Source organism: Companilactobacillus alimentarius DSM 20249 (genome assembly GCF_002849895.1).
In the GTDB taxonomy this organism is placed as follows: Bacteria; Bacillota; Bacilli; order Lactobacillales; family Lactobacillaceae; genus Companilactobacillus; species Companilactobacillus alimentarius.
In genome coordinates, this window is the sequence record NZ_CP018867.1 from 1,087,047 (window position 1) to 1,111,548 (window position 24,502).

At 34.0% G+C, this 24,502-nt stretch carries 20 protein-coding genes and 1 pseudogene; 3 read left to right on the forward strand and 18 right to left on the reverse strand.

Going from position 1 to position 24,502, the window contains the following annotated elements; all coding sequences use genetic code 11:
- Positions 1–50 precede the first annotated feature (50 nt).
- Together LA20249_RS05260 and LA20249_RS05265 are read left to right on the forward strand one after the other, a co-directional pair.
- Positions 51–725 (forward strand): response regulator transcription factor, encoded by a 675-nt coding sequence (locus LA20249_RS05260; protein WP_057736790.1) that lies wholly within the window; start codon positions 51–53, stop codon positions 723–725.
- 11 nt (positions 726–736) lie between these two features.
- Positions 737–1,729, forward strand: a complete 993-nt coding sequence (locus LA20249_RS05265; RefSeq protein WP_057736788.1) for a sensor histidine kinase — start codon at positions 737–739, stop codon at positions 1,727–1,729.
- A 64-nt stretch (positions 1,730–1,793) separates the two neighbouring features.
- Here the strand turns inward: LA20249_RS05265 and LA20249_RS05270 are convergent, their stop codons facing one another.
- From LA20249_RS05270 to LA20249_RS05315, 11 genes are all read right to left on the reverse strand, one after another.
- A complete protein-coding gene (locus LA20249_RS05270) occupies positions 1,794–3,083 on the reverse strand; it encodes a M20/M25/M40 family metallo-hydrolase (protein WP_146983804.1) in 1,290 nt (429 codons plus the stop codon).
- Between the two features lie 180 nt (positions 3,084–3,263).
- Positions 3,264–3,497 carry a type II toxin-antitoxin system RelB family antitoxin gene (relB, locus tag LA20249_RS05275; RefSeq protein ID WP_057736783.1) on the reverse strand — a complete coding sequence of 78 codons (234 nt, stop codon included), beginning with the start codon at positions 3,495–3,497 and terminating at the stop codon, positions 3,264–3,266.
- 142 nt (positions 3,498–3,639) lie between these two features.
- Complete coding sequence (locus LA20249_RS05280; RefSeq protein ID WP_186809203.1) at positions 3,640–5,685, reverse strand: heavy metal translocating P-type ATPase; 2,046 nt, start codon at positions 5,683–5,685, stop codon at positions 3,640–3,642.
- On the reverse strand, positions 5,682–6,104 hold the full coding sequence (locus LA20249_RS05285; RefSeq protein ID WP_057736781.1) for a CopY/TcrY family copper transport repressor: 423 nt from the start codon (positions 6,102–6,104) through the stop codon (positions 5,682–5,684). The genes LA20249_RS05280 and LA20249_RS05285 overlap by 4 nt, the downstream gene beginning before the upstream one ends.
- Positions 6,105–6,342: 238 nt before the next feature.
- The gene (gene nrdJ, locus LA20249_RS05290; protein WP_057736779.1) at positions 6,343–8,583 is read right to left on the reverse strand and encodes a ribonucleoside-triphosphate reductase, adenosylcobalamin-dependent; all 2,241 of its coding nucleotides are present in this window, start codon (positions 8,581–8,583) and stop codon (positions 6,343–6,345) included.
- Between the two features lie 455 nt (positions 8,584–9,038).
- On the reverse strand, positions 9,039–9,542 hold the full coding sequence (locus tag LA20249_RS11840; RefSeq protein ID WP_236900099.1) for a hypothetical protein: 504 nt from the start codon (positions 9,540–9,542) through the stop codon (positions 9,039–9,041).
- A gap of 113 nt (positions 9,543–9,655) precedes the next feature.
- Positions 9,656–10,369 carry a hypothetical protein gene (locus LA20249_RS11845; protein WP_057736775.1) on the reverse strand — a complete coding sequence of 238 codons (714 nt, stop codon included), beginning with the start codon at positions 10,367–10,369 and terminating at the stop codon, positions 9,656–9,658.
- 213 nt (positions 10,370–10,582) lie between these two features.
- Positions 10,583–10,918 (reverse strand): hypothetical protein, encoded by a 336-nt coding sequence (locus LA20249_RS05300; RefSeq protein WP_057736773.1) that lies wholly within the window; start codon positions 10,916–10,918, stop codon positions 10,583–10,585.
- A 45-nt stretch (positions 10,919–10,963) separates the two neighbouring features.
- A complete protein-coding gene (locus LA20249_RS05305; RefSeq protein WP_057736771.1) occupies positions 10,964–11,713 on the reverse strand; it encodes a hypothetical protein in 750 nt (249 codons plus the stop codon).
- Positions 11,714–11,833: 120 nt separating this feature from the next.
- Entirely contained in the window at positions 11,834–13,558 is a 1,725-nt protein-coding gene (gene ptsP / locus LA20249_RS05310) for a phosphoenolpyruvate--protein phosphotransferase (protein ID WP_057736768.1), read from the reverse strand.
- The gene (locus LA20249_RS05315; protein WP_057736766.1) at positions 13,558–13,824 is read right to left on the reverse strand and encodes a phosphocarrier protein HPr; all 267 of its coding nucleotides are present in this window, start codon (positions 13,822–13,824) and stop codon (positions 13,558–13,560) included. The genes ptsP and LA20249_RS05315 overlap by 1 nt, the downstream gene beginning before the upstream one ends.
- Before the next feature lie 325 nt (positions 13,825–14,149).
- Here LA20249_RS05315 and LA20249_RS05320 point away from each other — a divergent pair, with 325 nt between their 5' ends.
- Positions 14,150–16,351: an ATP-dependent Clp protease ATP-binding subunit gene (locus tag LA20249_RS05320; RefSeq protein WP_057736764.1), complete on the forward strand. Its 2,202-nt coding sequence runs from the start codon at positions 14,150–14,152 to the stop codon at positions 16,349–16,351.
- Between the two features lie 110 nt (positions 16,352–16,461).
- Here the strand turns inward: LA20249_RS05320 and LA20249_RS05325 are convergent, their stop codons facing one another.
- From LA20249_RS05325 to LA20249_RS05355, 7 genes and pseudogenes are all read right to left on the reverse strand, one after another.
- Positions 16,462–17,028, reverse strand: a complete 567-nt coding sequence (locus LA20249_RS05325; protein ID WP_057736762.1) for a PepSY domain-containing protein — start codon at positions 17,026–17,028, stop codon at positions 16,462–16,464.
- A 114-nt stretch (positions 17,029–17,142) separates the two neighbouring features.
- Positions 17,143–18,615, reverse strand: a complete 1,473-nt coding sequence (locus LA20249_RS05330) for a response regulator transcription factor (RefSeq protein ID WP_057736760.1) — start codon at positions 18,613–18,615, stop codon at positions 17,143–17,145.
- Between the two features lie 3 nt (positions 18,616–18,618).
- On the reverse strand, positions 18,619–20,319 hold the full coding sequence (locus LA20249_RS05335; protein ID WP_057736758.1) for a sensor histidine kinase: 1,701 nt from the start codon (positions 20,317–20,319) through the stop codon (positions 18,619–18,621).
- A 13-nt stretch (positions 20,320–20,332) separates the two neighbouring features.
- Complete coding sequence (locus tag LA20249_RS05340; RefSeq protein WP_057736756.1) at positions 20,333–20,935, reverse strand: DUF624 domain-containing protein; 603 nt, start codon at positions 20,933–20,935, stop codon at positions 20,333–20,335.
- A gap of 100 nt (positions 20,936–21,035) precedes the next feature.
- Positions 21,036–22,496, reverse strand: coding sequence for an ABC transporter substrate-binding protein (locus tag LA20249_RS05345; RefSeq protein ID WP_057736754.1), 1,461 nt, complete (start codon positions 22,494–22,496; stop codon positions 21,036–21,038).
- A gap of 38 nt (positions 22,497–22,534) precedes the next feature.
- Entirely contained in the window at positions 22,535–23,455 is a 921-nt protein-coding gene (locus LA20249_RS05350; protein ID WP_057736751.1) for a carbohydrate ABC transporter permease, read from the reverse strand.
- A 16-nt stretch (positions 23,456–23,471) separates the two neighbouring features.
- Positions 23,472–24,451 (reverse strand): annotated as a pseudogene (locus LA20249_RS05355) (ABC transporter permease).
- Positions 24,452–24,502 lie beyond the last annotated feature (51 nt).

The following is a 24,502-nucleotide window of genomic DNA, read 5'->3' on the forward strand; positions in this document are numbered from 1 at the left end:
TGTTATCATATTACATAGTGTCTTCATTCTAGCACGGAGGGAATTTTAATATGGCTAAAATTATGATTATTGAAGATGATCGATCCATCTCCAAATTAATCAGTGAAAATCTTGCCAAATGGCAAATCAATTCTTATATCACTGAGGATTTTAATAATATCATTGATCAATTTAATGCTTACAAACCAGATTTAGTTTTACTCGATATCAATTTACCAGTTTACGATGGTTATTACTGGAACCAAGAAATTCGTAAAATTTCTAAAATTCCCATCATTATTATTTCGTCTCGTAATTCTAATATGGACCAAATCATGGCAATGAATATGGGAGCCGACGATTTTGTAGAAAAACCTTTTTCAATTGATATTCTGGTTGCTAAAATCAATGCTCTTTTACGTCGAACCTACGATTTCACCAAGAACAGCAGTGACGTAATCGAACACAATGGACTGAAATTGAATCTTTCCAGTGGCTCTGTTGAAATTGCCGACAACAAAATTGACTTATCCAAAAACGAATATAAATTATTACAACGCCTACTAAAAGATCAAGGTAAAATCGTCACTCGTGAGCAATTATTGAATTTTATGTGGGATGATGAACGCTTTGTCGACGACAATACTCTTACGGTCAATATCAACCGTTTGCGTGGAAAAATCGAGAAGTATGGATTAAAAAGCTATATTGTCACAAAAGTTGGCCAAGGCTACATCATTCCCTAATGAGGTAAATTATGACATTTTTTAAATACTTAAAAGATCACATTTATTCAATTCTAGTCGTCTTAATTGGTGTAACCTTTATTGAGATTGTTTTGTTTCTCGATCCTAATGTTAATTTTCATCCGGGAACATTGGTTTACACTTGGATCTTGGCAATGATTTTTTTAACCGTTAATCTGGTCATCTCTTATAATCACAAAAAAAATTGGTACAAACAATTAGCAAATTATCAAGAGGATCTCTCAAAAGAACTAGTCGGTGCCAATAACAATGAACAAGATTATATTCAGAATAAAATCAATAATATTTCTTTGGAATATCGAAATGAATTGACAAAACTCTATCAGAATCAAAAGGATCAGCGTGAATACACTGAATCCTGGGTCCATGATATTAAAGTACCTTTGGCCGCTTTAAAATTGTCTCAGGACGATAATTTAGATCCAGAACTGATTGCAGAGGAATTAGACCAAATTGACTATTTAGTAGATCAGGCACTCTATTTTGCACGATTGAATAATTTTTCAAACGATTATCTAATTCAAGAACAGAATTTAAACAATATCGTTAAAGCTGCTATCCGCACTAACAAACGCCTCTTTATTAACAAACGAATTGGAATAACTTTAAATATTACTGATAAAAAAATTCTAACTGATGAAAAATGGCTCAGTTTTATTATCAATCAAATTATTTCCAATAGTTTAAAATATACGCAACAAAACGGCAAAATCTCTGTCTTCACAACTTCTGATAATAATAACGTTGAACTTCATATCAAAGACAATGGTATCGGAATCGCTGATCAAGATATTAGTCGAATCTATAATAAAGGATTTACTGGTTCGAATGGAAGAAGATCCGGCAGTAAATCTACTGGGATGGGACTCTACCTTGTCAAAAAAATGATTGATAAATTAGGACATACAATTACTGTTAAATCACGAGAAAATCAAGGTACTGAATTCATCATTACCTTTCTAGATTTACCATACTATAAATAAAAATAGGCTCTTACTTAAATATTGACATTTGAGTAAGAGCCTATTTTTAGTATGAAAACTTTTTCTATTGATTCAATAATTCATAGCTGATTCTAATTCCATTGTAAAAATTACGTATTGTTAGATTTTCATCAATATCATGATTGTGTTCATCTGAATTAGCGTAAGGGATAGTAAATACTGGCACTTTTAGAATATCTTTCCAAACATAATTTGGAACAGATCCTGGCATAACTGGCTCAATATAGGCTTTACCAGTTGCTTTTTTGATAGCCTGATAAATCCAATCTATTTGTTCAGGAGTCGTTTCTGTTTTCTCAGGTGGCAGTTTGCCCAATACATTTACAGTTAGATTTCCTGTGGCAATTTCTTTTTTGAATACCGTCAAGAGATCTTTTTCAATAACGGGAATACTTTGTGTTCCCACTAAACGACAGTCAACTTTTAAACTAGCTACATGGGGAATACTGGTTTTAACGCCGGGACCCATATAACCGGATTTAATACTAAAAATATTGAATGTTGGTTCAAACATCAGTTTCTGATAATAAGTTTCCTTATCCATTGACAATTGCTTAATTCCCGCCTGATCAATAATCTGAGTCTTATCAAACGGCAATTTTTCAATCCAAATTTTCTCTTGGTCAGTCGGAGATACCACGCCATCGTAAAAATGTGGCAACTTGACTTTACCAGTCTGTGCATCATAAATCTTAGACAAATAATTTAACAACAAAGTTACGGGATTAGCCATAATATTACCGAAACTACCAGAATGATTATCATGTGTACCTGTTTTAGTAACAAGCTCAAATGAAAAGACTCCACGATTTCCTAATCGTATGACATTAGTCCCATCAGGATTAGCAGAGCCATCAACGACAATGACCTTATCAATGCTTTGTAATTTATTCTGAGCCAATTTTTGAACCGTAGGAGCTAAATTAGGACTCCCCTGTTCCTCCTCACCTTCAATAAATAAAGTTACGTTAAACGGCAAAGAATCGTGCGTCTCCAGATAGGTATACATCCCAAATATTTGTGCTAATAATTGCCCTTTATTGTCACCTACTCCACGACCAAAAAAACGCTTTGAACGTTTCGAAAGGACAAACGGATCTTCCTTCCACAAACTTATATCACCTGCTGACATGACATCATAGTGACCATAGAATAGAACATGCTCTTTACTTTGACCTGACAAATTAGCAATAATTATGGGATGCCCAGCAGTTTGTATAATTTCCACTTGTGCATGCAATAAATCTTTTAACAATTTCACTAGAAAATCTATTGCCGTCTGAATTCCTTCATTGGTGACACTCAAACTTTTAATGGAAATGAATTTTTTCAATATCTCCTCAAACTGTACTTGATGTTTTTTAATGAACTCGTCTCTTTGGTTCAAATTATCGCTTCCTATTTTTCGATTACAATGATAATAACATTAATAAAAAAGACGTAAAATACCCCGCAATCGTTATTAACATCTAACGACTACGAGGTATCTGATTATCTTAACTCGTTTCATATTCTATTGATAATACTGATCCATAGCTTGTTTAACTTCACTTAAAGTAATATCTTTAGGATCGTCATTTTTTGATTCCGCCATGGCCTGTTCATAAAGCTTCGAATCCATTTCATCTTCAATCTTCTCGACCACTGCAGTCAGAAGAAGCGATGAGACACTCATATTTTTAGATTTGGCATAATTTTTAATCAGTTTTTCATCACAATCATCCAAATGGAAAGAAATATTTGCCATTTTTCAACATCACCTGCTTTATATCAATCGTAATATCTCAATGAATGAATCTATCTCGACGCTCATCATTCACAATTCAATATTATATAAAAAATATTCTTTAATTTGAATATTTTTGTGAAAGATATTTAAGACATGATGTCTACATTTTCAATGTTAAGGCGTTGATTGCCACAACAACAGTAGAAAGCGACATAATGACAGCTCCAACAGCAGGACTTAATACGAAACCAATCCCCGCTAAAATCCCGGCTGCTAGTGGAATGGCAATGATGTTATAACCAGCACCCCACCAGAGGTTTTCAACTGTCTTACGATAAGTTTTACGTGACAATTTCAAGAATTTGATGATATCGCTAGGGTCACTGTTGTACAAAATAACATCAGCAGAGTCAATAGCTACATCAGTTCCTGCACCAATAGCAACACCAATTGTAGCTGCAGCTAAACTTGGAGCATCATTGATACCATCACCAACCATCATGACGTGATGGCCATCATTTTCTAACTTCTGAATAACTTTATTCTTATCTTCTGGTAATAGCTCGGCACGGAATTCATCAATTCCCATTTGCTTAGCCATAGTGGCTGCAGCATTCTTATTATCACCGGTTAACATAATCGGTGTAATATTTTGAGCTTTCAATTCTTTGATAAATTCAATTGTATTTTTCTTGATTCGATCACCTAAGGCAACAAATCCTAATACGTGATTATCATTTACCAAGTAACTAATTGTATTTCCTTTATCCAAATAAGTTTGAACCTTTTGATCATCTATCGAGATATTTTCTTTCTTCAAATACTTCATATTGACTAGATAATACTTTTGACCGTCAAGTTGTCCACTCATACCATAACCTTTAATAGCTTGGACATCGTCAAAATTAGTTGCTTTAACTTTCTTATCTTTAGCATATTGAACGATACTTTGAGCAATTGGATGACTTGAGCCATTTTCCAAACCAGTAACTAATGACAACAGTTTTTCATTATCAATTGATTCATCTAATCTATTCAAGCCATTGACCGTAAACTTACCCTCAGTTAAAGTTCCAGTCTTATCCATAGCGATGTAATCAATCTTACGACTGTTTTCCATTGCTTGATTGTCACGGATGATCAAACCATTAGTAGCTGCAATTGAAGTACTACGTGACATAACTAAGGGAATTGCTAAACCTAGTGCATGTGGACAAGCGATGACTAAGACCGCAACCAAACGATTCAAGGCTGTATTCATATCACCTACGACCAGCCAGTAAACAAAGGCAATAATTCCGACTGACAAAGCGGCATAGAATAACCAACTTGAAACTTTATCGGCCAATTTTTGTGTCTTAGAACGATTATTCTGTGCATCAGAAACTAATTTACTAATTTGTGACAAGTAACCTTCGTTAGCGGCTTTTTCAACTTTTACTCTGATAGTTCCCTCACCATTGATCGAACCACCAACTACTTTACTTCCTTGCTCTTTCTTAACGGCTTTGGATTCACCTGTTATCAATGATTCATTGACATAAGTTGATCCGCTAACTATCTGACCATCAAGGGGAACTGATTCACCAGCTCTAATTTCAATTAAGTCGTTGTCTTTAACCATCGAAATATCATGATCCATAGTTTCATCACCGTGAACCATATGAACTTTATCAGGTACTAATGAGGCAATTTTTTGTAAAGCATTACCCGCACTCATAGTGGATTTCATTTCAATCCAGTGTCCTAATAACATGATTACGATCAACGATGCTAATTCCCAAAAGAAATCCATAATATGACTCGATGATTGAACAAAATTGTTCATCACGAAAGCATATAAACTATAAATATATGCAACACTGATACCCATAGTAATCAAGGTCATCATAGCTGGTTGCTTAGACTTTAATTCGCCTTTGGCTCCACTAATAAAAGGTTTTCCACCATAAAAATATAGAATTGTTGCTAAAACCAAAACGATCCAATCTGATCCTGGAAATTGCACTTGAAATGGTAGATTTAAGCCCATGAATGGAGAAAGGATAAACACTGGTATTGCTAAAACAAGCGAAATCCAAAACTTTTGCTTCAAGTCCCCCATATCCATCATGTGACCACCATGCATCATCATATGATCGTCGGACATATCCATTTTTGAATGGTCCATATTCTTCATATCCATTTTTTCATCCATGTCTTTCATTTCAAATCTGCCTCCAAACAATTACAGTCTACTTTTTTGGGTGCTGTCTCTGCTTTCTCTTGTAAAGCTTGAATTATTCCTGAAATATCACTTTGAGAAATTTCTGAACTATTAACTAAATCTTTAATTGCCTCACCCTTTTTCATACAACAAAGATTATCAAACAAATTATTTACACTCTGGTGAATTGCCATATCTTCCTCTATCAATGGCCGATATATATACGGACGTCTTGATTCATCAGCTCGCAAGAAATTTTTCTTTTGCAAGCGGATAATCAAAGTTTTAATCGTGGCAGGTTTCCAATCCGTTTTTCGTTCCAGAATATCAATCACTTGTTTACTTGTTACCTGACCAAGTGTCCAAATAATCCTCATTACTTGCCATTCGGACTTACTCATTGTTTCTATTTCTGTCATAAACTTTGGCTCCTTTTAGTTTACATTCGTAGTCTTCCTTATCAACAGTACAAAGTTTACATCTGTAAACATACGATGTAAAGCTTTTTGACTTTTAATTTTAACCATTCACATCATCCATACTTTCTATTTAGCATTATATCCAAAATGTAATCGTTAGCATACTTTTTTGCATATTACGCAAAAAAGAGTTCTAAGTAATGACAATTCATCACTTAGAACTCTTAATTTTAAATAATTATCTAATTGGACAAGCTCCACCAGCACAATCTGACTGATCGACCAATTCAATATCTTTTTTATCATGATTATCATTTTGTTCAGCGAATACTTGAGCAACGTTTTCGTTTACTTCTGATTCACGTTCTTGATAAACTTTCTTGGCGATTGGTTCTTTAGGTGCCTGTTTGAAACCTGAACCAGTGTATGGCAATAGAGATGTTGATTTTGTCACATTTCTATACTGATACATCAATCCGGCAATTTGATCGGCTTCCTTAGGTTGGAAAGTAATGGTACAACTAACCGCATTATCAGACCAATAAGTTTGTAAGAAAGCTTGTGTAGCGAATTGTTCAGCGATAGAGACAGAACCTGCTGAGGCAAAATTAGGATCATCAGCATTAGCTGCTCTAACTGGAAATTCCACACACATTGTATGTTTTGTATAGACATCAGGTTCGATTTTATATCCACAAGCCTTAAGGGCAGGCAATAATGGGTCACTATCTTGGAATCTGATCCTTTGAATTAAGTAACCTGAATAATGGAAATGCATACCTTCGGATACACCAGCAAGTTTTGCTACAGTACCAGATGGCTTAACAGTCGTATGTTTTACTGAAGCCTTGCATCCTAATTCCTTTGAGTACTCCTTGTCAGCTATTACAACTGAATGATATAGGTCGTCAAATTTATCAGCGACTCTTTGGTCATAAATTGGCTTTTGAATAGTATCCCCTGTTTCAGGATCTGTGACAGATTCAAAACCAGTTACAACACGATTACCAAAAGTCGTCAAAATCCAATCTTGGATACCGGACATTGACACACCGATACGACGATTCTTTTGAATAACCTTACGAGAAATTTCCCAATCGTAATTACTAAAAGTAACACGTTTAGTATATCTAGCAGCAAGTTTGAAAGCATCCTCTAGTGACCAGCCTTGTTCTTGAGCAATCAAAGGAAATACTTCAAACAAGTTACATGGCTCACCATTGCTTAAAGAGATCTCACCACAAGGGTTAGTTCCTTCAACCCCATCATCAATTCCTGGTTGGTAGCCATCAATGGCACGTCCATAGTTACGAGACAATTCCAAATTAACGATTCCTGGTTCACCATTATGAGCAATCGAATCTGCAATTGGTGCATATTTATTGAATTTAGAATCAACCGCAACACTATTATTAGAAGCCCAACGGTGATGGTAAAGTTTCTTTTGATCTTGCTTCATTGTGATAAAGTCCTCATCAGTAGCACCACCTAAAGCCAATTCTGCTGAACGACGGACATTACCAGCAACAACCGTTTTACCAATCAAATTACCCATATCGGTACAATCGACAGAAGTTAATTTTTTACCCACAGCGTTGTTCAAAACTTCGTTAATATCAAAGAACATTTCAATCAAAGGAACAGGACCAGAAGCAGTTCCACCAAAGCCCTTGATCTTTTCACCCTTAGCACGAATCTTAGTAATATCTAAGACAACATCCTTTAGGCCATCATTAGTATCATTGAAATGAGTATCGATCATATTGGCATTGGCAATCACCCAACCCTCACGAGTATCAGGAAGAATGTAATTACGCGTATTTTCAAGACTGTGAGACTTTTTCCACTCATCGCGATCAATTGCACCTGCTGCAATAGAATCTTCATATGAGGCGCTCTCTTTACCAATTAGAACGGTTAAATTGACCTTGTTGTCAACTATTGGCATAAGTTTCATATTACTTGGAACGACAGAGAAACCAACGCCACCACCCTTCATTAATTGATCAAACATGAATGAAAATGGCATTGAAACAGCTAATTGATCTTGCTTCAAGTATGAGGGAACAATATGACTATCTCCATACTTCTGTGGTCTGACGGCAACAAACCAACAATTATTTAAGGCATCACCATTACGATGTTGATATTCTGTACCAGAAATCCAAAGATTTCTACCAGATGGTGTAGCTGCAAGTCCATAAACTAACTTATAAAGATTTTGTGCTTCATCAACTAATCCGGCATATTGTTCATCAGTTAAATCATCACTCTTTAATCGTGGATCAAGATTAATATTTCCTTCAATTACTCGTTTAACAGTTTCAGACCAATTTTCAGTCCGTCCAAGTTCTGGAATCCAGCGGGCATAAGTTCTTTTATAAGTGACCCAGCCCAATTCGCCCCAGTGGGGTTTAATTGTTTTTTTAACTTCATCGACAAAGTCGTTTGATAAAATAATTTTATTAATAGTCTTCATTAATATTCACTCCACACATTTGAGATAACACAATATATAGTACCTTTATCCTTAATTAATAACAACATATAGTGTAAAAGTATTTATATTGACATTTGAAAAGAATTTTTGCGTATTGATATTTCGGCAATTTACTTCTAAAAAAATTTATTTTTGATTTTAACCAATTCGTAAAAATTCAAAGTCGCAATTACTATTCTAATATCTCTTAAGATGGCTTAGCAATGATTTTTTCAATTTAAGTTCTAGCCCAAATTGCAAGTAGGATAACGTAAATTTTTTCCTTGACTTGCTCAATTCATTGTCAGATAAACGATTGCTGGACAAATTTTTTTATAACGAAAAATTTCAGTTTTATGCCATTATTGTCTAAACAAGTCAGTTAATCCTTGTTAGAACAAGTGTTCTTCAAGATAAATAAAAACTAGACCAATTTTTAAAAATTAGTCTAGTTTTTATTTTTTATAAATTTTTTTCGTTACAACTCGATATAATCCGACGGCTGCTAAAATCGCAATTATCGGCAAAAATTCAATCCGATATCTTCCCTGCACTTCAATTAGAAGTTGCGCAGATACAAAAGCCAACAATGGTAATAAAAGTAAATACAAATTATTATTGAACTTCATTTTAAATAAGTCTATTGAGCCAATCCAAGAAAAGACTATCAAAATTATTGAACCTAGATAAGCCAAATAGTCGACTCGCTGGACCGTTTTAGGAGAGTGATTCTGACTATAACCAGTAAAATTAGTTGCCATTGTTCGAGATGACCACAGAACTTGTATTTTATTTATAAACAAACTTATCCACTTTTTGTTCTTATCAAGATAATTTATTTCTTGATGTAAAGCTGCATATTCCTTTTTAGCCATAACTTTACGTGGCTTGCTGGCATCAATTAAACGGTCCAGATCAGGAGAATAAGTTCCATTCGATTGTTTATCAAGCCCGGTCACAAACTTCCATTCAGGGTCATAATTTGACAATCCGTATGAATTTACCGATGCCTTAATTCCCCACCCGGCTAATGAGAAGAGTACCAAATAAATTGCTAGAGCTAAGAGGATCCTTAGAGGCTTTTGATAGTGTACCCCCCCCCTCCGAGTTTAAACACTAAATAAACAATCGTAAAGGCGACAATACCAGCTATGATGACTGGTCCAATGGGGCGAATCAAACAACCAACTGTTAAGGTAATACCTGACAAAATATAACTCCAAAGTTTATCCTGCATAATCAAATAAAATGTAATTAAATAAAATAATGATCCAAGATATTGATTACTTGCTTGACTATTCAAAGCAAACCAATCAAGATCAATCATTAAAAGTAAAACTGCTAATCGAGCAATTTTAATATTATTAAAAATTTTTACGACCAACAAATATGTAAATAATAAAATAAGTGCTTGATAAATAACATTCAAAAATTGAATTGCAAAAATATGATAGCCAAAAATCTTTACAACTGCTAAAACATAAACCATATATCCTGATTGATAGGCAAATCTGGAGAAATAATCGTTATCGGTTTGGTAAAGTTTATCACCATTAAAAAACCCAGGAACACGCGTCCAAAAATTTCCGAAATCACTTATCTGAGTCTTTGGTACCACTAATACCCAAGCAGTGGCAGCAATTATGAAAATTAAGAGCATTCCAAAAAGAATCGACCAATTAACTTTTTTACTTGAATCGTCGATTTTGACCAAGCCATAACCCACAGCTATTACTAAAACAAAAGCAATGATTAAAGTACTCCAATTAAAAGCGCGATTCACCATCGCATAATTCTCATAATAGAAAAGTGTCATTGTAATCAAAACTAAACTAGTGAAAATTGCTAAAACGCCTAATATGAATTTACTAATACCATTTTGTATCTTTAAAATAAATATCCCCGTCCTTAATGTTTATTCTTGTACCCTAACAATTCCTAATTTTAGCATTTCTAATTAGATTGGTTACTATTTTATAAGACTTTTTCCATAAATAAGCTACTTGCTATTTTCACCCTTCTTAAATTGTGAACCGATAAAATAAGTAATAACCGACATAAAAATGGCCACTGCGGCAAATATTACTAAAGAAGTCCAATTATAATAGCCACCTGTTAGAAGCATGAAAACAAAAAATACTACAAAATATATTCCAAAGACCTGTTTTCGATTAATTTTAGTGGTCACCTGAATCAAAGATAATAAAAAGATCAACAAAACTTCCCATGGAAAATTGTCCAAAATCCCCCGTTGATGTATAAGATTACTTCCGATTACTATCACCAACCAAAATCCAATAAAAACTAAAAAATTTCTAATAACTTTATTCTTCATAAAACCCCCTTTAAACAAATAATTATTTACTAGCGTAACATATTTTTAAATTCTATTTTGATTAAATCTATTTGTTAATTTATAAATATTTTTGAATTTATATTGAGATTTTTCTTGATAAAAAGCTGGATTATTTAATTTATATTTATGATGAGATTTAACCCAGAAAGTTGTTTCTGGATTATTGATTGTATAAAAATTATTAGTATTTAAATTGAATCTTTTATACAACTTCTTTTGTCCAATATTTTCAGGACGAAATTTTTTTATTCCCATGATGACCTGTGTTCCAATCTTAGGAATGGGGAAAGTTTCACTAGGATAATAAACAACTTCTTGAGGATTATTAATTCCAAAACTACTATATAAATCCCTTACACGAGCAAATCCACCTGCAAATACTGTCTTGATAGTTTTATTCTCTAATGATTTATCACCACTAATAATCTTTTCAATATAAATCGTTGCTTTAGTTTCTGGAGCCAAAGGCCTTCCTATCATCGAATTAAGATTGACAATTTGTCCTTTAACAACAAATTGATTAGCATTTTTTAGACTTTGTAAGCTCATACTCTCGTCATCATACCCATTAGGAACAGTCGTGAAGGCCTTTTTAAAATTAGGCTGGTCAATTACTTTAACTTTCTCTAAACGTCCTTGCCAGCGCTTCTGATTAACTTTTATCTCACTTTTTCTCTGGCCCTGTTGTGCGATTGAATCGTGACTTATTGGTTTATTACATCCTGAGAGCAATATCAAACTTAATATTGTTATCATTAATAATTTAAATTTCATTTTCGACACCCTTTTTTGAATTATCAAAAGTGTATCACTGCTTTCGAGAAGATATATTATATTGCACAAAAAATATCCCTAACTTATTTAAAAGTCAGGGATATTTATGCCTTAAAAGAATTACTTATTCAAGTATTCTTCAACAAGCTTCTTATTATCTTCATTAGTAATTGATTCATTAACAGCACGATCTGCTAGTGTAGCAAGATCCTTTGTGCTTAATTTCTTCATTAAACTTCTTACACGAAGAACTGATGTGGCACTCATTGAATACTCATCAAGACCCATGCTCAAAAGCAATGGAAGCATTGTGTTGTCACCAGCAGCTTCTCCACACATGCCGGCCCACTTGCCTTCCTTATGAGCTGATTCAATAACATGTTTGATCAATCTCAAAATTGAAGGGTTGTATGGTTGATAGAGGTATGAAACATGTTCATTACCACGATCAGCGGCCATTGTATATTGAATCAAGTCGTTAGTACCAATACTAAAGAAATCAACTTCCTTAGCAAATTGGTCAGCCAATACAGCTGCGGCAGGAACTTCCATCATCATTCCTAATTGAATGTCGTCGGAAACCTTTACACCGTCTTTAACTAACTTAGATTTTTCTTCTTCAAAGACCTTCTTAGCATCTCTGAACTCTTGTAAAGTACCGATCATTGGGAACATGATACGTAGATTACCAAAAGCAGAAGCACGGAGCAACGCTCTTAATTGAGTTCTAAAGATTTCTTGTCTGTCCAAACTGATACGGATAGCACGATAACCTAAGAATGGGTTCATTTCTTCTGGAAGTGGTAGGTATGGCAAGTGCTTATCACCACCGATATCCATTGTACGGACAACGACTGCCTTACCATTCATTCCTTCTAGAACTTTCTTATAAGCTTTGAATTGATCTTCTTCAGTTGGAAGACTATCTGATTGCATGTACAAGAATTCTGTACGATACAAGCCAATACCTTCGGCACCATTATCAATAACACCCTTTAAGTCATCAGGTGTACCAATATTAGCAGCGATATCAAAGTGCTTGCCATCAGCTGTAACTGAAGGTTCGTCCTTTAACTTCTCCCATTCAGCTTTTTCTTCTGCGAAGTCTTTAGCTTTTTGAGTATAGCTCTTAATATCTTCATCAGATGGATCAACGATAGCAGCACCGTTTAGTCCATCAACAATAACAGTGTCTCCAACCTTAACATCCTTAGTAATTGTGTCAGTACCAACAACAGCAGGCAATTCAAGTGAACGTGCCATAATAGCTGAGTGGGCTGTACGACCACCGATATCAGTTACAAAGCCTTTAACATACTTCTTATTCAATTGAGCTGTATCACTAGGTGTCAAATCATGAGCTATAATTACCACTTCATGATCGATCAAAGCTGGATTTGGTAATTCAACTCCTAATAAATGAGCCATGACACGTTTTGTAACGTCACGAACATCAGCAGCTCTCTCTTGCATGTATGGATTATCTGTCATACCTTCGAAGATTGAAATAAAGTTTTCCGAAACATCATGCAATGCTTGTTCAGCATTAACACTCTTATCAGAAACTTCTTTTTCAACTGCGCCTGTAAATTCTGGATCAGCCAAAATCATCTTGTGGGCATCAAAAACTTGAGCTTCCTCTTCACCTAGAGATTCCTTAGCGGTATCTCTGATTTTTGTAAGCTCATCATCTGATGTTGAAATAGCATCCTTAAGACGACTGATTTCTGCATCAGCATCTGAAATACTTTTCTTAGTGAAAGACAAATCTGGTTGAACTAAAAGGTATGCTTCAGCAGTAGCGATACCATCACTAGCTGCAATTCCCTTAATAGTTTTAACCATTATTCTGCCAATCCTTCCTTTGTCATTGTTTCTCCAATAGCAGCAACTGCATCACTAGCATCGTCACCATCAGCTGTAATTGTAACGTCAGCACCTTGGCCAACACCGAGTGACATAACACCCATGATTGACTTCAAGTTTACTGATTTGCCTGAGAATTCAATGTTAATGTCTGAGCTAAATTTGCTAGCTGTTTGTACCAACATAGTAGCTGGACGTGCATGGATACCTGTTTCTGCAATAATGTGAAAATCTTTCTTTTCCATAATTAATACCTCACCATATAATATAAAATTCTGTAGTTACACTACAAATATTCACTAATTAATTTACCATTATCTTCAATTTTTCACAAGGGGTTTGCATAAAAAATAGCGATATAACACAGTCATGATAAGACGTTTAACGCTTACAACCCCTGTCGCTGAAAGCGTTTATATTATAAAACTTTTTCAGTGCTTATTGAAAAAGTTTTCCTAATAATCATTAAATAAATAAAAATTTAAATTTTCAAGACTTAGCACTTGCATTAGTCGAGTGCTAATTATATACTACCGTTGTATCCTGAGCAAAAGGAAAGGTGGGGTGCGTATGCTTTGTCAGAATTGTCATAAAAATGAAGCGACAATTCATTTATATACAAGTGTTAATGGTCAACGAACAGAAATCAATCTCTGTCAGGACTGTTATCAAAAATTAAGAAATCAAACTAATGAAGGTATGAATAATATGGCACAAAATCCATCAGGTGGATTTTCTAGTTTTGAAGACTTGTTTAACGCCTTAAATGGTGCACAACAACCTAATGCTTTTGAACAACAACAAGGTCCCCAAACTCAAGCTGGCGGTGGAAATGGAAATTCCCGTCGTCCTCGAGGTAATGGAGTCTTAGACCAATATGGAGTTGATTTGACTGCTTTGGCTAAAAAAGGCCAAATTGATCCTGTTATCGGTCGTGACAAGGAAATAAACCGTGTAATCGAAATATTAAATAGAAGAACTAAGAATAACCCTGTTCTAATTGGTGAAGCAGGTGTTGGTAAAACTGCCGTCGTCGAAGGCCTAGCACAAAAAATTGTTGACGGTGACGTACCTGAAAAATTACAGAATAAACGCGTTGTTCGCTTAGATGTAGTTTCACTAGTTCAAGGTACTGGTGTACGTGGTCAATTCGAACAAAGAATGCAACAATTGATCAATGAATTGCAAAAGAATAAGGAAATCATCTTATTCATCGATGAAATTCACGAAATCGTTGGTGCTGGTAATGCTGAAGGTGGTATGGATGCAGGAAATGTCTTGAAACCTGCCCTAGCTCGTGGCGATCTACAACTAGTCGGTGCAACCACTCTAAATGAATATCGGACAATCGAAAAAGATTCCGCTTTGGAACGTCGTCTTCAACCTGTCCAGGTTAACGAACCTAGCATTGATGAAACGGTCCAAATTTTAAAAGGTATTCAACCAAAATATGAGGATTATCATCATGTAAAATTCTCAAATGAAGCTATCAAATCTGCGGCTGAACTATCAGCACGTTACATTCAGGATCGTTTCTTGCCAGATAAGGCAATCGATTTAATTGATGAAGCCGGTTCTAAAAAGAACTTACAAATCAATCATGTTGATATGGCTGATTTAGACAATAAGATTTCTGACGCTGAAGTTCAAAAACAAGCTGCTCTTCGTAATGAAGATTATGAAAAAGCTGCTTACTATCGTGATCAAGTAACCAAATTCCAGCAAATGAAAGATGGCGCTAAGAGCGAGCCTGCTGACAAGAGTATTGTTACTGAAAAAGATATTCAAAAAATTGTTGAAGAAAAAACCAACATTCCCGTTGGCGAATTACAATCTAATGAACAGGCTCAATTGAAAGATCTTGAACCTGATTTGAAAGCTCATATTATAGGACAAGATAAAGCTGTCGGTGATGTGGCTCGTGCTATTCGCCGTAACAGAGTTGGTTTTAACAAATCTGGTCGTCCTATCGGATCATTCCTATTTGTAGGACCTACTGGTGTTGGTAAAACCGAATTAGCTAAACAACTTGCTCGTGAGTTATTCGGTTCAGAAGATTCAATGATCAGATTCGATATGTCTGAATATATGGAAAAACATTCAATTTCTAAGTTGATCGGTTCACCTCCAGGGTACGTTGGTTACGAAGAAGCTGGCCAATTGACTGAAAAGGTTCGTCGTAATCCATACAGTCTTATCCTATTAGATGAGATTGAAAAAGCCCATCCTGATGTTATGCACATGTTCTTGCAAATCCTCGATGATGGACGTTTAACTGATTCTCAAGGTAGAACCGTTAGTTTTAAGGATACTATCATTATTATGACTTCTAATGCCGGTCAAGGCATGCAAGAAGCTAATGTAGGATTTGGTGCTGAAGCATCCGGTACGACTAATTCAATTATGAATCGTCTATCTGAATACTTTAAACCTGAATTCTTGAACAGATTTGATGGGATCGTTGAATTCAACTCCTTAACTAAGAATAACTTGCTTAAGATTGTTGATTTAATGTTAACTGATACTAACAATATGATCGCAGATCAAGGATTAAGCATTCATGTTACTAAAGATGCTAAAGATAAATTAGTCGATTTAGGATACAATCCTAAGATGGGTGCTCGTCCACTTCGTCGTGTGATTGAAGAACAAATTGAAGACAAAGTTGCTGATTATTATCTAGATCATGCCAAAGATAAAGAATTACAAGCAAGTATTGTCAAAGGTGAAATTAAAATTTCTAAGTATAGTGCACCTGATACCGAAGAATAATGGTGGTGCTTTAAGTGTGGATCAATTGTGATTCACACTTTTTTTTGTACAAAAAAATGATGAGTGCAGTAACTAATATATAGTTATCACGCTCACCATTTTCTATATCACTAATCATTTTCAACCTGTAAAACTTTCCCATTGTTTGCATTGATCTTAATATTTTTTTCTTGCGATCCCTTTTTAACAGTGACATCCCAATATGTAGTTCCTAAATCCTTATCCAAGCTAAATTCTGTACTCTTACCACCCTTAACCTTCTTTTCAGCAATTCTAGCGGCTTTTTTCACACTAATTAAATTACTCAAATCAAGGGTATCCGCTTTACGATCAGATTCATTTTGATCATCTTCATCCAACTCTTCTTGAGAATTTTGTAGGATCTTTTTATTTTTTGCGTTGATATTAACTTGATATTCTTTTTGATCATCTATTCCTTCTACTTTATAGACAGGACCACGCAAAGATTTTTCCAATTCTAACGACGTTACAGAAGTATCAGGATAAGTTTTTTGATAGACCTTTATAGCCTCATTAGCACTGACCTTAGTTTTACTAATTAATGTTTTTGAAGATTTTACACTACTACTCTCAGCATTATTAGCTTTATTAGAACATCCCCCAAGCAAAATAGATATGAATATTGCGACACCAAATCCGATTACACGTTTTTTCATCATCGTATCCTCACTTATTCTATTAATTACTATAGTTTAATTATACTGAAATGAGGGCATTCTTAGCAATTTAAAACTCGTGATATGAAATAATATGACATTTTTGAAAACCATTTAAACATATTTCTTTCGATATTCTTTAGGTGAGATACCACAAATTATTTTAAAATTACGATAGAAATACGCTGTTGTCATATAACCTACTTTACTTGAAATCTCAGAAACACTTTGTTTGGTTTCTTTCAATAAATACTGTGCTTGCTCAATTCGATATTCATTCAGGTACTTGGAAAAACTCATTTTTAATTCCTTTTTAAACAATTGTCCTAAATAATCAGAGTTTAAATGCAAACAATCTGAAACGTAACGTAGATTCAAGTCGTCTTGATAATTCTTCTTAATAATCTCTATTACTCGTCGTATGTTTTCTGAATAATCCTTATTTAAAGGATCACCGACGGAAACTTTTTCCAATACCTCTTTCAAAATATTTATAATATCTTGTAAATTTTCTGAATTATTAATTCTCATGACATAACCCTGATAATCATCATTATTGTGACCAATCTTGGCGTTAATTTCAGAATAGATCAAGAAGGCAATCTGTCTCACGTAAGATGGACTAGCTCCTTGTTTTGATAGTTCACTAAAAATTTGTAAAAATTCCTTATCTAGTTCTTCACAATCGTCCAAGGCAATCGCCTGCTTAACTTTGACTAAAGAAATCTTAGGTAGAGTGGCTTGTTTTAGCCAATCAACTCGTAATTTGTTACTGCTAAATTCATTACTCTTCTCATAAAATTTATATATCGTCGACAATCTAACAGCTTGTTCATAGCTTTGACTAATATTATTCCAATCATAGACCGTTTCTCCAACAGTAATAAATGATTCTCCCGTAATTATCTGTCGGTCTTCCAGCTCACGAACAAATTTTAAGAGTTTCCCTCGTCCACCAATAAAACCAATATCAATTACACGTCCCTGGCTAAATTTCAAGACTTGACCATATTCATCACAGAGATGATCAATCCTTTCCGTATCGTCAACACGATTACAAGCAATCACAGTTAAACCATGTCCAATCAACTCAGGATTAATTCTCAATTGATGAAAAAGAGCCACGATTTGATTTTTATCTAAATCATTTTCAAATAATTTTTTAATTTGCAAATTAAGAGAGGTTCTCGAATCTTGTCGCATAACAATTTGAGAATCTAATTTATGTTTGACTTTCTTCAATGCCTCAACTAGTGCATTTGCATCAATTGGTTTCAAAATATAATCAACTGCTCCTAATTTTAATCCAGTTCGAACATAGTCAAATTCCTGATATCCCGAAAGAATCATGAATTCAAATTGATGTCCTTGTTCCTTAGCAATTTTGACAAACTCCAGACCATTGATTTTCGGCATATTAACGTCGGTAATAATCAAATTGATTTCATTGGTACTCAAATATTCTAAAGCTTGCTTTGCGTTTCGAGCTGATTTGACTACTTCAAATCCATAATCTGACCACTTGATTATTTTTTCTAATCCTTTCAAAATCATATATTCATCATCAATTATTAAAACTGAATACATATATTATTCCTCCAAAAAGATTTGCATTTTGACAGTTACTCCGTTAAATCGATTATTGGTAATAAACATTTTAAAGTCATGTCCAAATGCCCCCATCATTCGTGCCTTAACATTCATTAATCCAATAGATCGATTGCCATTAATTGATTTCACTTCTTGTGAAGCTAATTTATCATTCAAATCTTTCAATTGTTCTTCAGTCAACGGCGTCCCATTATCAGCTATCGAGATCTCCACCATATTCTTTAATTTATCTGCCCTAATATGAACCGCATTGTCAAATCTTTCCAAATCTATTCCATGTCCAAAATAATTTTCAATTAATGGCTGGATAATAAATTTAGGAACTTTCATTTTTTTTAATTTCTCATCTAAATTTAATTGATATCCAATTTGATCAGGAAAACGCATTTGATACAAATAAATGTATTTTTCTGCAAATTCAAATTCTTTATCCAATGTCACCGTTGATTCTTGACTAATATTATTTCTTAATAAATTAGCAAAACTAAATACAACATCCGCCAACTCCTTTTGGCCCTCGTTAATGGCATACATCCGAATGTATTCCAAAGTATTATAGAGAAAATGTGGATTTATTTGTGATTGGAGGGCCTTCATATTAGCATCTTTTTGTTCCAATTGAAGCTGATATATTTGTAAAACATATTGATCAATCGCATCCAACATATCATTTATTCCTGTCGCTAAAGTGTTTAACTCACCTTCCTGGGTTGGTACCGGCACACGGGTTTTTAAATTTCCATTTGAAATTGCATCTAAAGAATCTGTCATGGCTTTTAGGTGTATACGATAATTATGAAAAATATATTTCAAACTCCACCATAAAAATCCATCAATTACAATTGCACCTACTAGAAATATCAACAAATTAAAGGCTATACGTCGATAAATTATCACTTTAGGAACTAATCCAATTATTAGATCACCATTACCGGCTACTTGTTTTTTCAAGAAATATTTCTTCTTCAATACATTTAACAATATATCTTCTTGATTAGGATTCTGTGTTAATACTTTATTTGCATAACCAGACAATTGAGAATTAAAACTATATCTTATCCTCCCCAAATTAGACATTACAAAAACTTGTAAATCCGATTTATTGGGAGAATACGATAAATTATCATCAAGATTCTTTATTGGAAAATTAACAATAACCGAGCCAAAGGATTGAAAAGTAGCATCGTTAATTAAAGGAACACCATAATATAATCCCTCGGATGTCAACTTCTTGGCGTCGACTCTCACTCCACCTGGATTGTCTGGTGTTAAAATAATTCCCTGACTTTCTTGATTCAAAGTAAATGCAATTCTATTAGAATTATTATTTTGCATAAAATCAGCTGCTTGATTAGGTAAAAAATAAAAGTCCTCTTCATTAGAGTGATTTTGACTATAGGTTAAATAATCGGCTGAATTTAATTGAAAAAAGTTTTGTAAGTTCTTCACTTTAGATGGCGTTTGAATAATATTCTTAGCAAACTGATTAGCTTCAGCCTGCTCAACATTAATCACTAATGAAGTTCGATTAACTCCGGACATCAGGGTTTGATTCATGCTTCCAAAAATATCATGTATTTTAAAAATAGCCATTATAACCGCAAATAAGGTAATGGTAGTCACCATTACCTTAATATAGAATGTCATTAACTTTTGTAAATTATAACGATTCCTTAACATTTTTAAGCCCCGATCAATTTAACTCCTCAACGTGCATATGCCAATTTCTGCCTACATATTGAGTATAAATTATCATTAAACTAACTGTAGCAAATAAGATTAATCCGGAAAACTTATAGGTAACTCCAATAACAACAGCTAATCCAATAATCTCTTTTATATTATCAAAAAAATTAAAAAAGAAATGCGCACAGGCAAGTTTGAAACCATTAATAATGTTAATTTCAAATCCAGCTTTGATGCTTAAAACGTATGCATAAATACAAATTGTCGAAAGTAAAACTATACCAATAATAAAATCAGTTACGATAAAAGATAGACCACGCAATTGCACAGACAAAAACAAACTATAACTTAAAACAACTGTTACAACAGCAAAGCTATAAAATAATTCATTACCAGCTGTGAAATTTTCTTTAAATAATTTCCAAGCAATTTTCCAAGACACTTGGCCGTATTGAAATCCGTAGTCATAATATAATTCATTAACTACTAATAATGCTGGGCCAACTCCTAAGATTATTCCTCCACAAAAACTTAGTCCCCAGAAAAATAAATTTAATTTAATTATCGTATATACTTTAATAAAAATTTGCTGTACCGCACGGGAAACCATATCTTTACCTCTTTTCGAAGATCAAATCTTTAAAATTAGCACAAAAGGAGGTTAGACTTTCTCCCTCCTTTTACGCGTAAAGATTATTTATTATAATGAATTACTTATTATTTCCATTTTTTTGAAATTCATCATATTGTTTTTGCATTTCTTTTTGAACTTTATCATAGCCAGCTTTCTTAAGTTCTTTATTCATCTTAGGAATTGTAGTGTCTGGATCGGAAGTACCGGTCTGTAATCCAGCAAGATATTTGTTCATAACATTAGAAATATTTGTCATTTCTGTCTTGACATTCTTTGTATTAAATTGGAAGCCAAGAATTGGTGAATCAATTGATTTAGAAATATTATCTTTACGTTCTTGAATCATAGTGCTAGTAACGTCTGTTGTAGGTGTAATTTTATTGTTGTCACCTGTTTGCCATGGTGCTGAATGATATTTTTCCTTATAGCCTTTAAGTAATTTGACACGTTTCTTATTGTCAACATACTTCCATGCCTTGCCTTTTTCACCATAAACTAAACCATTCAAGAGTTCAGGATCATTGTTGATGACACCAAGTACTTTAACTGCTTTAACTTTATTCTTCGAGTTATTACTTACAACATAATTGTACATACCAGCCTGAGCTGTCGTTTTAACAGCTGGACTCATTGGACGAGAAACAATTTCTTGACCAGCTGTCTGGGATAATTGATGATCTCCGTAATCGAAGGGGCCTTGTGTCTCTTGACGAGCAAACCATGTATCACCGCTTAATGGACGATCAGTATTATCAGTAGCTGCATCTTTTTGAATATAACCTTTCTTATAATAATCGTGCATTGTTCTCAAAGTTTCTTTGTACTGAGTATTATTATAAGGATTGATAATCTTTTTACCCTTATTAACGGCGTCAACTGCAAATGGATAATCTTGATCAATAACAAAGTCTAGATTTGAGCCAATACGGAAAGTAGGACCAGTAGAGAATGTCAAAACCTTCTTATTCTCTGAATGGAATTTGGCAAATACATCTTCCAAATCTTTATATGAGTTTATTTTGCTTACATCAATGTTATATTTATCCAAATATTTTTTATTAAACGATACAACTTGTTGTGCATATACGTTTCCGTTGATAGGCATAGTATAAAGTTTTCCATCAACCTTATTACCTTTAATATAAGCAGAGTTTAAATCCTTATATGCTGAAGGAGCGTATTTAGGAAGCATCTTAGTCAGATCTGTATAAGCACCTTTTTGTGCATTGACAGCGTAGTTATCGGCCTTAGCGATATCATATTTTTCACCTGATGAAACGATAACTGACATTTTCTGTGTATAATCACCCCAACCAATATATTGAATTTTGATTTTAGCTTTAGTTTTTTTCTCTAAAATCTTATTTGTCTTAGAAATCAAAGTATCATAATTCTTTGGTTTATCACCAATTTGATACATTAATAAGGTTGGTACATCACTGTCACTAGCCGATTTACTAGAACCACAAGCTGTCAATCCCACAGCTGTCATTGCTAATAATGCTGCGCCCATTGAACGTTTAACCCATTTCTTCATGAACAAAACCCCCTATAATCTAGATATTTCTTCTATTTTTATTCTTTAACGCCACCAATAGTTAAACCACGAACAAAATATTTCTGGAAGAATGGATAACTACATGCAATTGGCAATGTAGCTATAACAACCATAGCCATTCTTGTCGCTTCTTTAGGAATTGCCATCAAACTTCCACCAAACTGGGTTCCCGCTGAAGCATTTTGCGACAACATTTCAATATTAGATTGAATCTTCATCAATAAATATTGTAATGGAATTAAATTGTCACTTTGAATATATAGCAAGGCATTAAACCAATCATTCCAATAACCTAAAGCGGCAAACAAACTTATTGTTGCAATACCTGGAACAGCTAACGGAATAACAATTTGTGTAAAAATCCTCATTTCGCTGGCACCATCAATTCTGGCCGATTCAATGATTGATTCAGAAACCTGACGCTTGAAGAAAGTTCTCATAACAATGATATTAAAAGGACTTACGGCCATGGGTAAAATCAAGGCCCACAGTGTATCTTTTAAATGAAGCATATTTGTTACAACAATATAGTTAGCAACCATACCTGGAGAAAATAACATTGTGATCAAACAGAAAACAGTAAAAAATTTTCTATATTTGAAATTACTCCTTGAAATTGCATAAGCATAAGTTGAAGTAAAAGTTGAATTAATTACAGTTCCAACCACTGTTACTAAAACTGAAATCCAAAGTGAATTCAATAATTCTCCCCCCATTGTTGCCAGATACTTATAGCCAGCGAAACTCCATACCTTTGGCCAGAGACGATAACCATATGTAGCTAGCGCATTCTCATCAGTTAAAGAAATAACAACAACGAAGAATAGTGGTAGTAAACAGGATAAAGCAAATATTGCCACCACTATGTTGAAGAACAAATCTGCTCCTCGATTGAAGGAGTGAACTGAGACACTATCTATTTTTTTCTTTTTTTTCAAAGTTCAAATCTCCCCTCTAGAATAGTGCTGAATCACTATCTAATCTTCTTACAATTGCATTTGTAACCAGAAGCATAATACAGCCAACAACCGATTGATAAAGACTGGCTGCACTAGACATACCAATATCACCAGTTGAAGTTAAGCCATTATAAATATATGTATCTAGAACCGAGGTTACATTATATAGAGCCCCCGAATTTTGTGGTACTGTGTAAAATAGTCCAAAATCAGCACGGAATATATTACCAACGGCTAAGATTGACATTAACGTCATTAATGGTACTAATTGTGGAAGCGTAACATTCTTTATTTGTTGCCATTTATTGGCGCCATCAACTGTAGCAGCTTCATAATATGTTGGATCAATTCCCATAACAGTTGCAAAATACAAAATACTGTTATAGCCGATTCCCTTCCAAGTACCAATAAATAGTAAGATAAATGGCCAATATTTTGGTTCAGCATACCAATTAATATCAGTATGTAACATTGTGTTTAAAAGTCCTTTATCGGGATTTAGAAATGCCATTACAAAGTAACCAATAAAATAACCCATGATAAGAAGTAAGGTAAAAGCATTGACGTTTGATATACTTTAACCAATCTCTTATGACGTAACTCGCTCATTACAATAGCGAAAAATACTGAGATAACTAGGTTTAAAGTAATAAATCCTAAGTTATACAAAAGTGTATTCTTAGTGATCAACCAAGCCGCATCAGAGGTAAATAGGAATTTGAAGTTTTGAAAACCAACCCACTTACTCTGCGCTAAACTGGCCAAAAATCCATCTGGCGAAAATTGAAATTCCTTAAATGCCACAACATTAGCAAAAACAGGAATATAGAAGAAAAATATCATCCAGATAGCACCTGGTAGTGCAAAAAGAATAAAGGGGCCATTGTGAATAATGTTGTACCAAAAGCCTTCTTTTTTCTTAGCTGCAGCAGCAATCTCTTCAGGACTTTTTTGAATTTTATTATTGTCTTCCATTGTTTTCCTCCTCCCTTAAAAATATTTATTTAACTTACAGGAAGAATTATA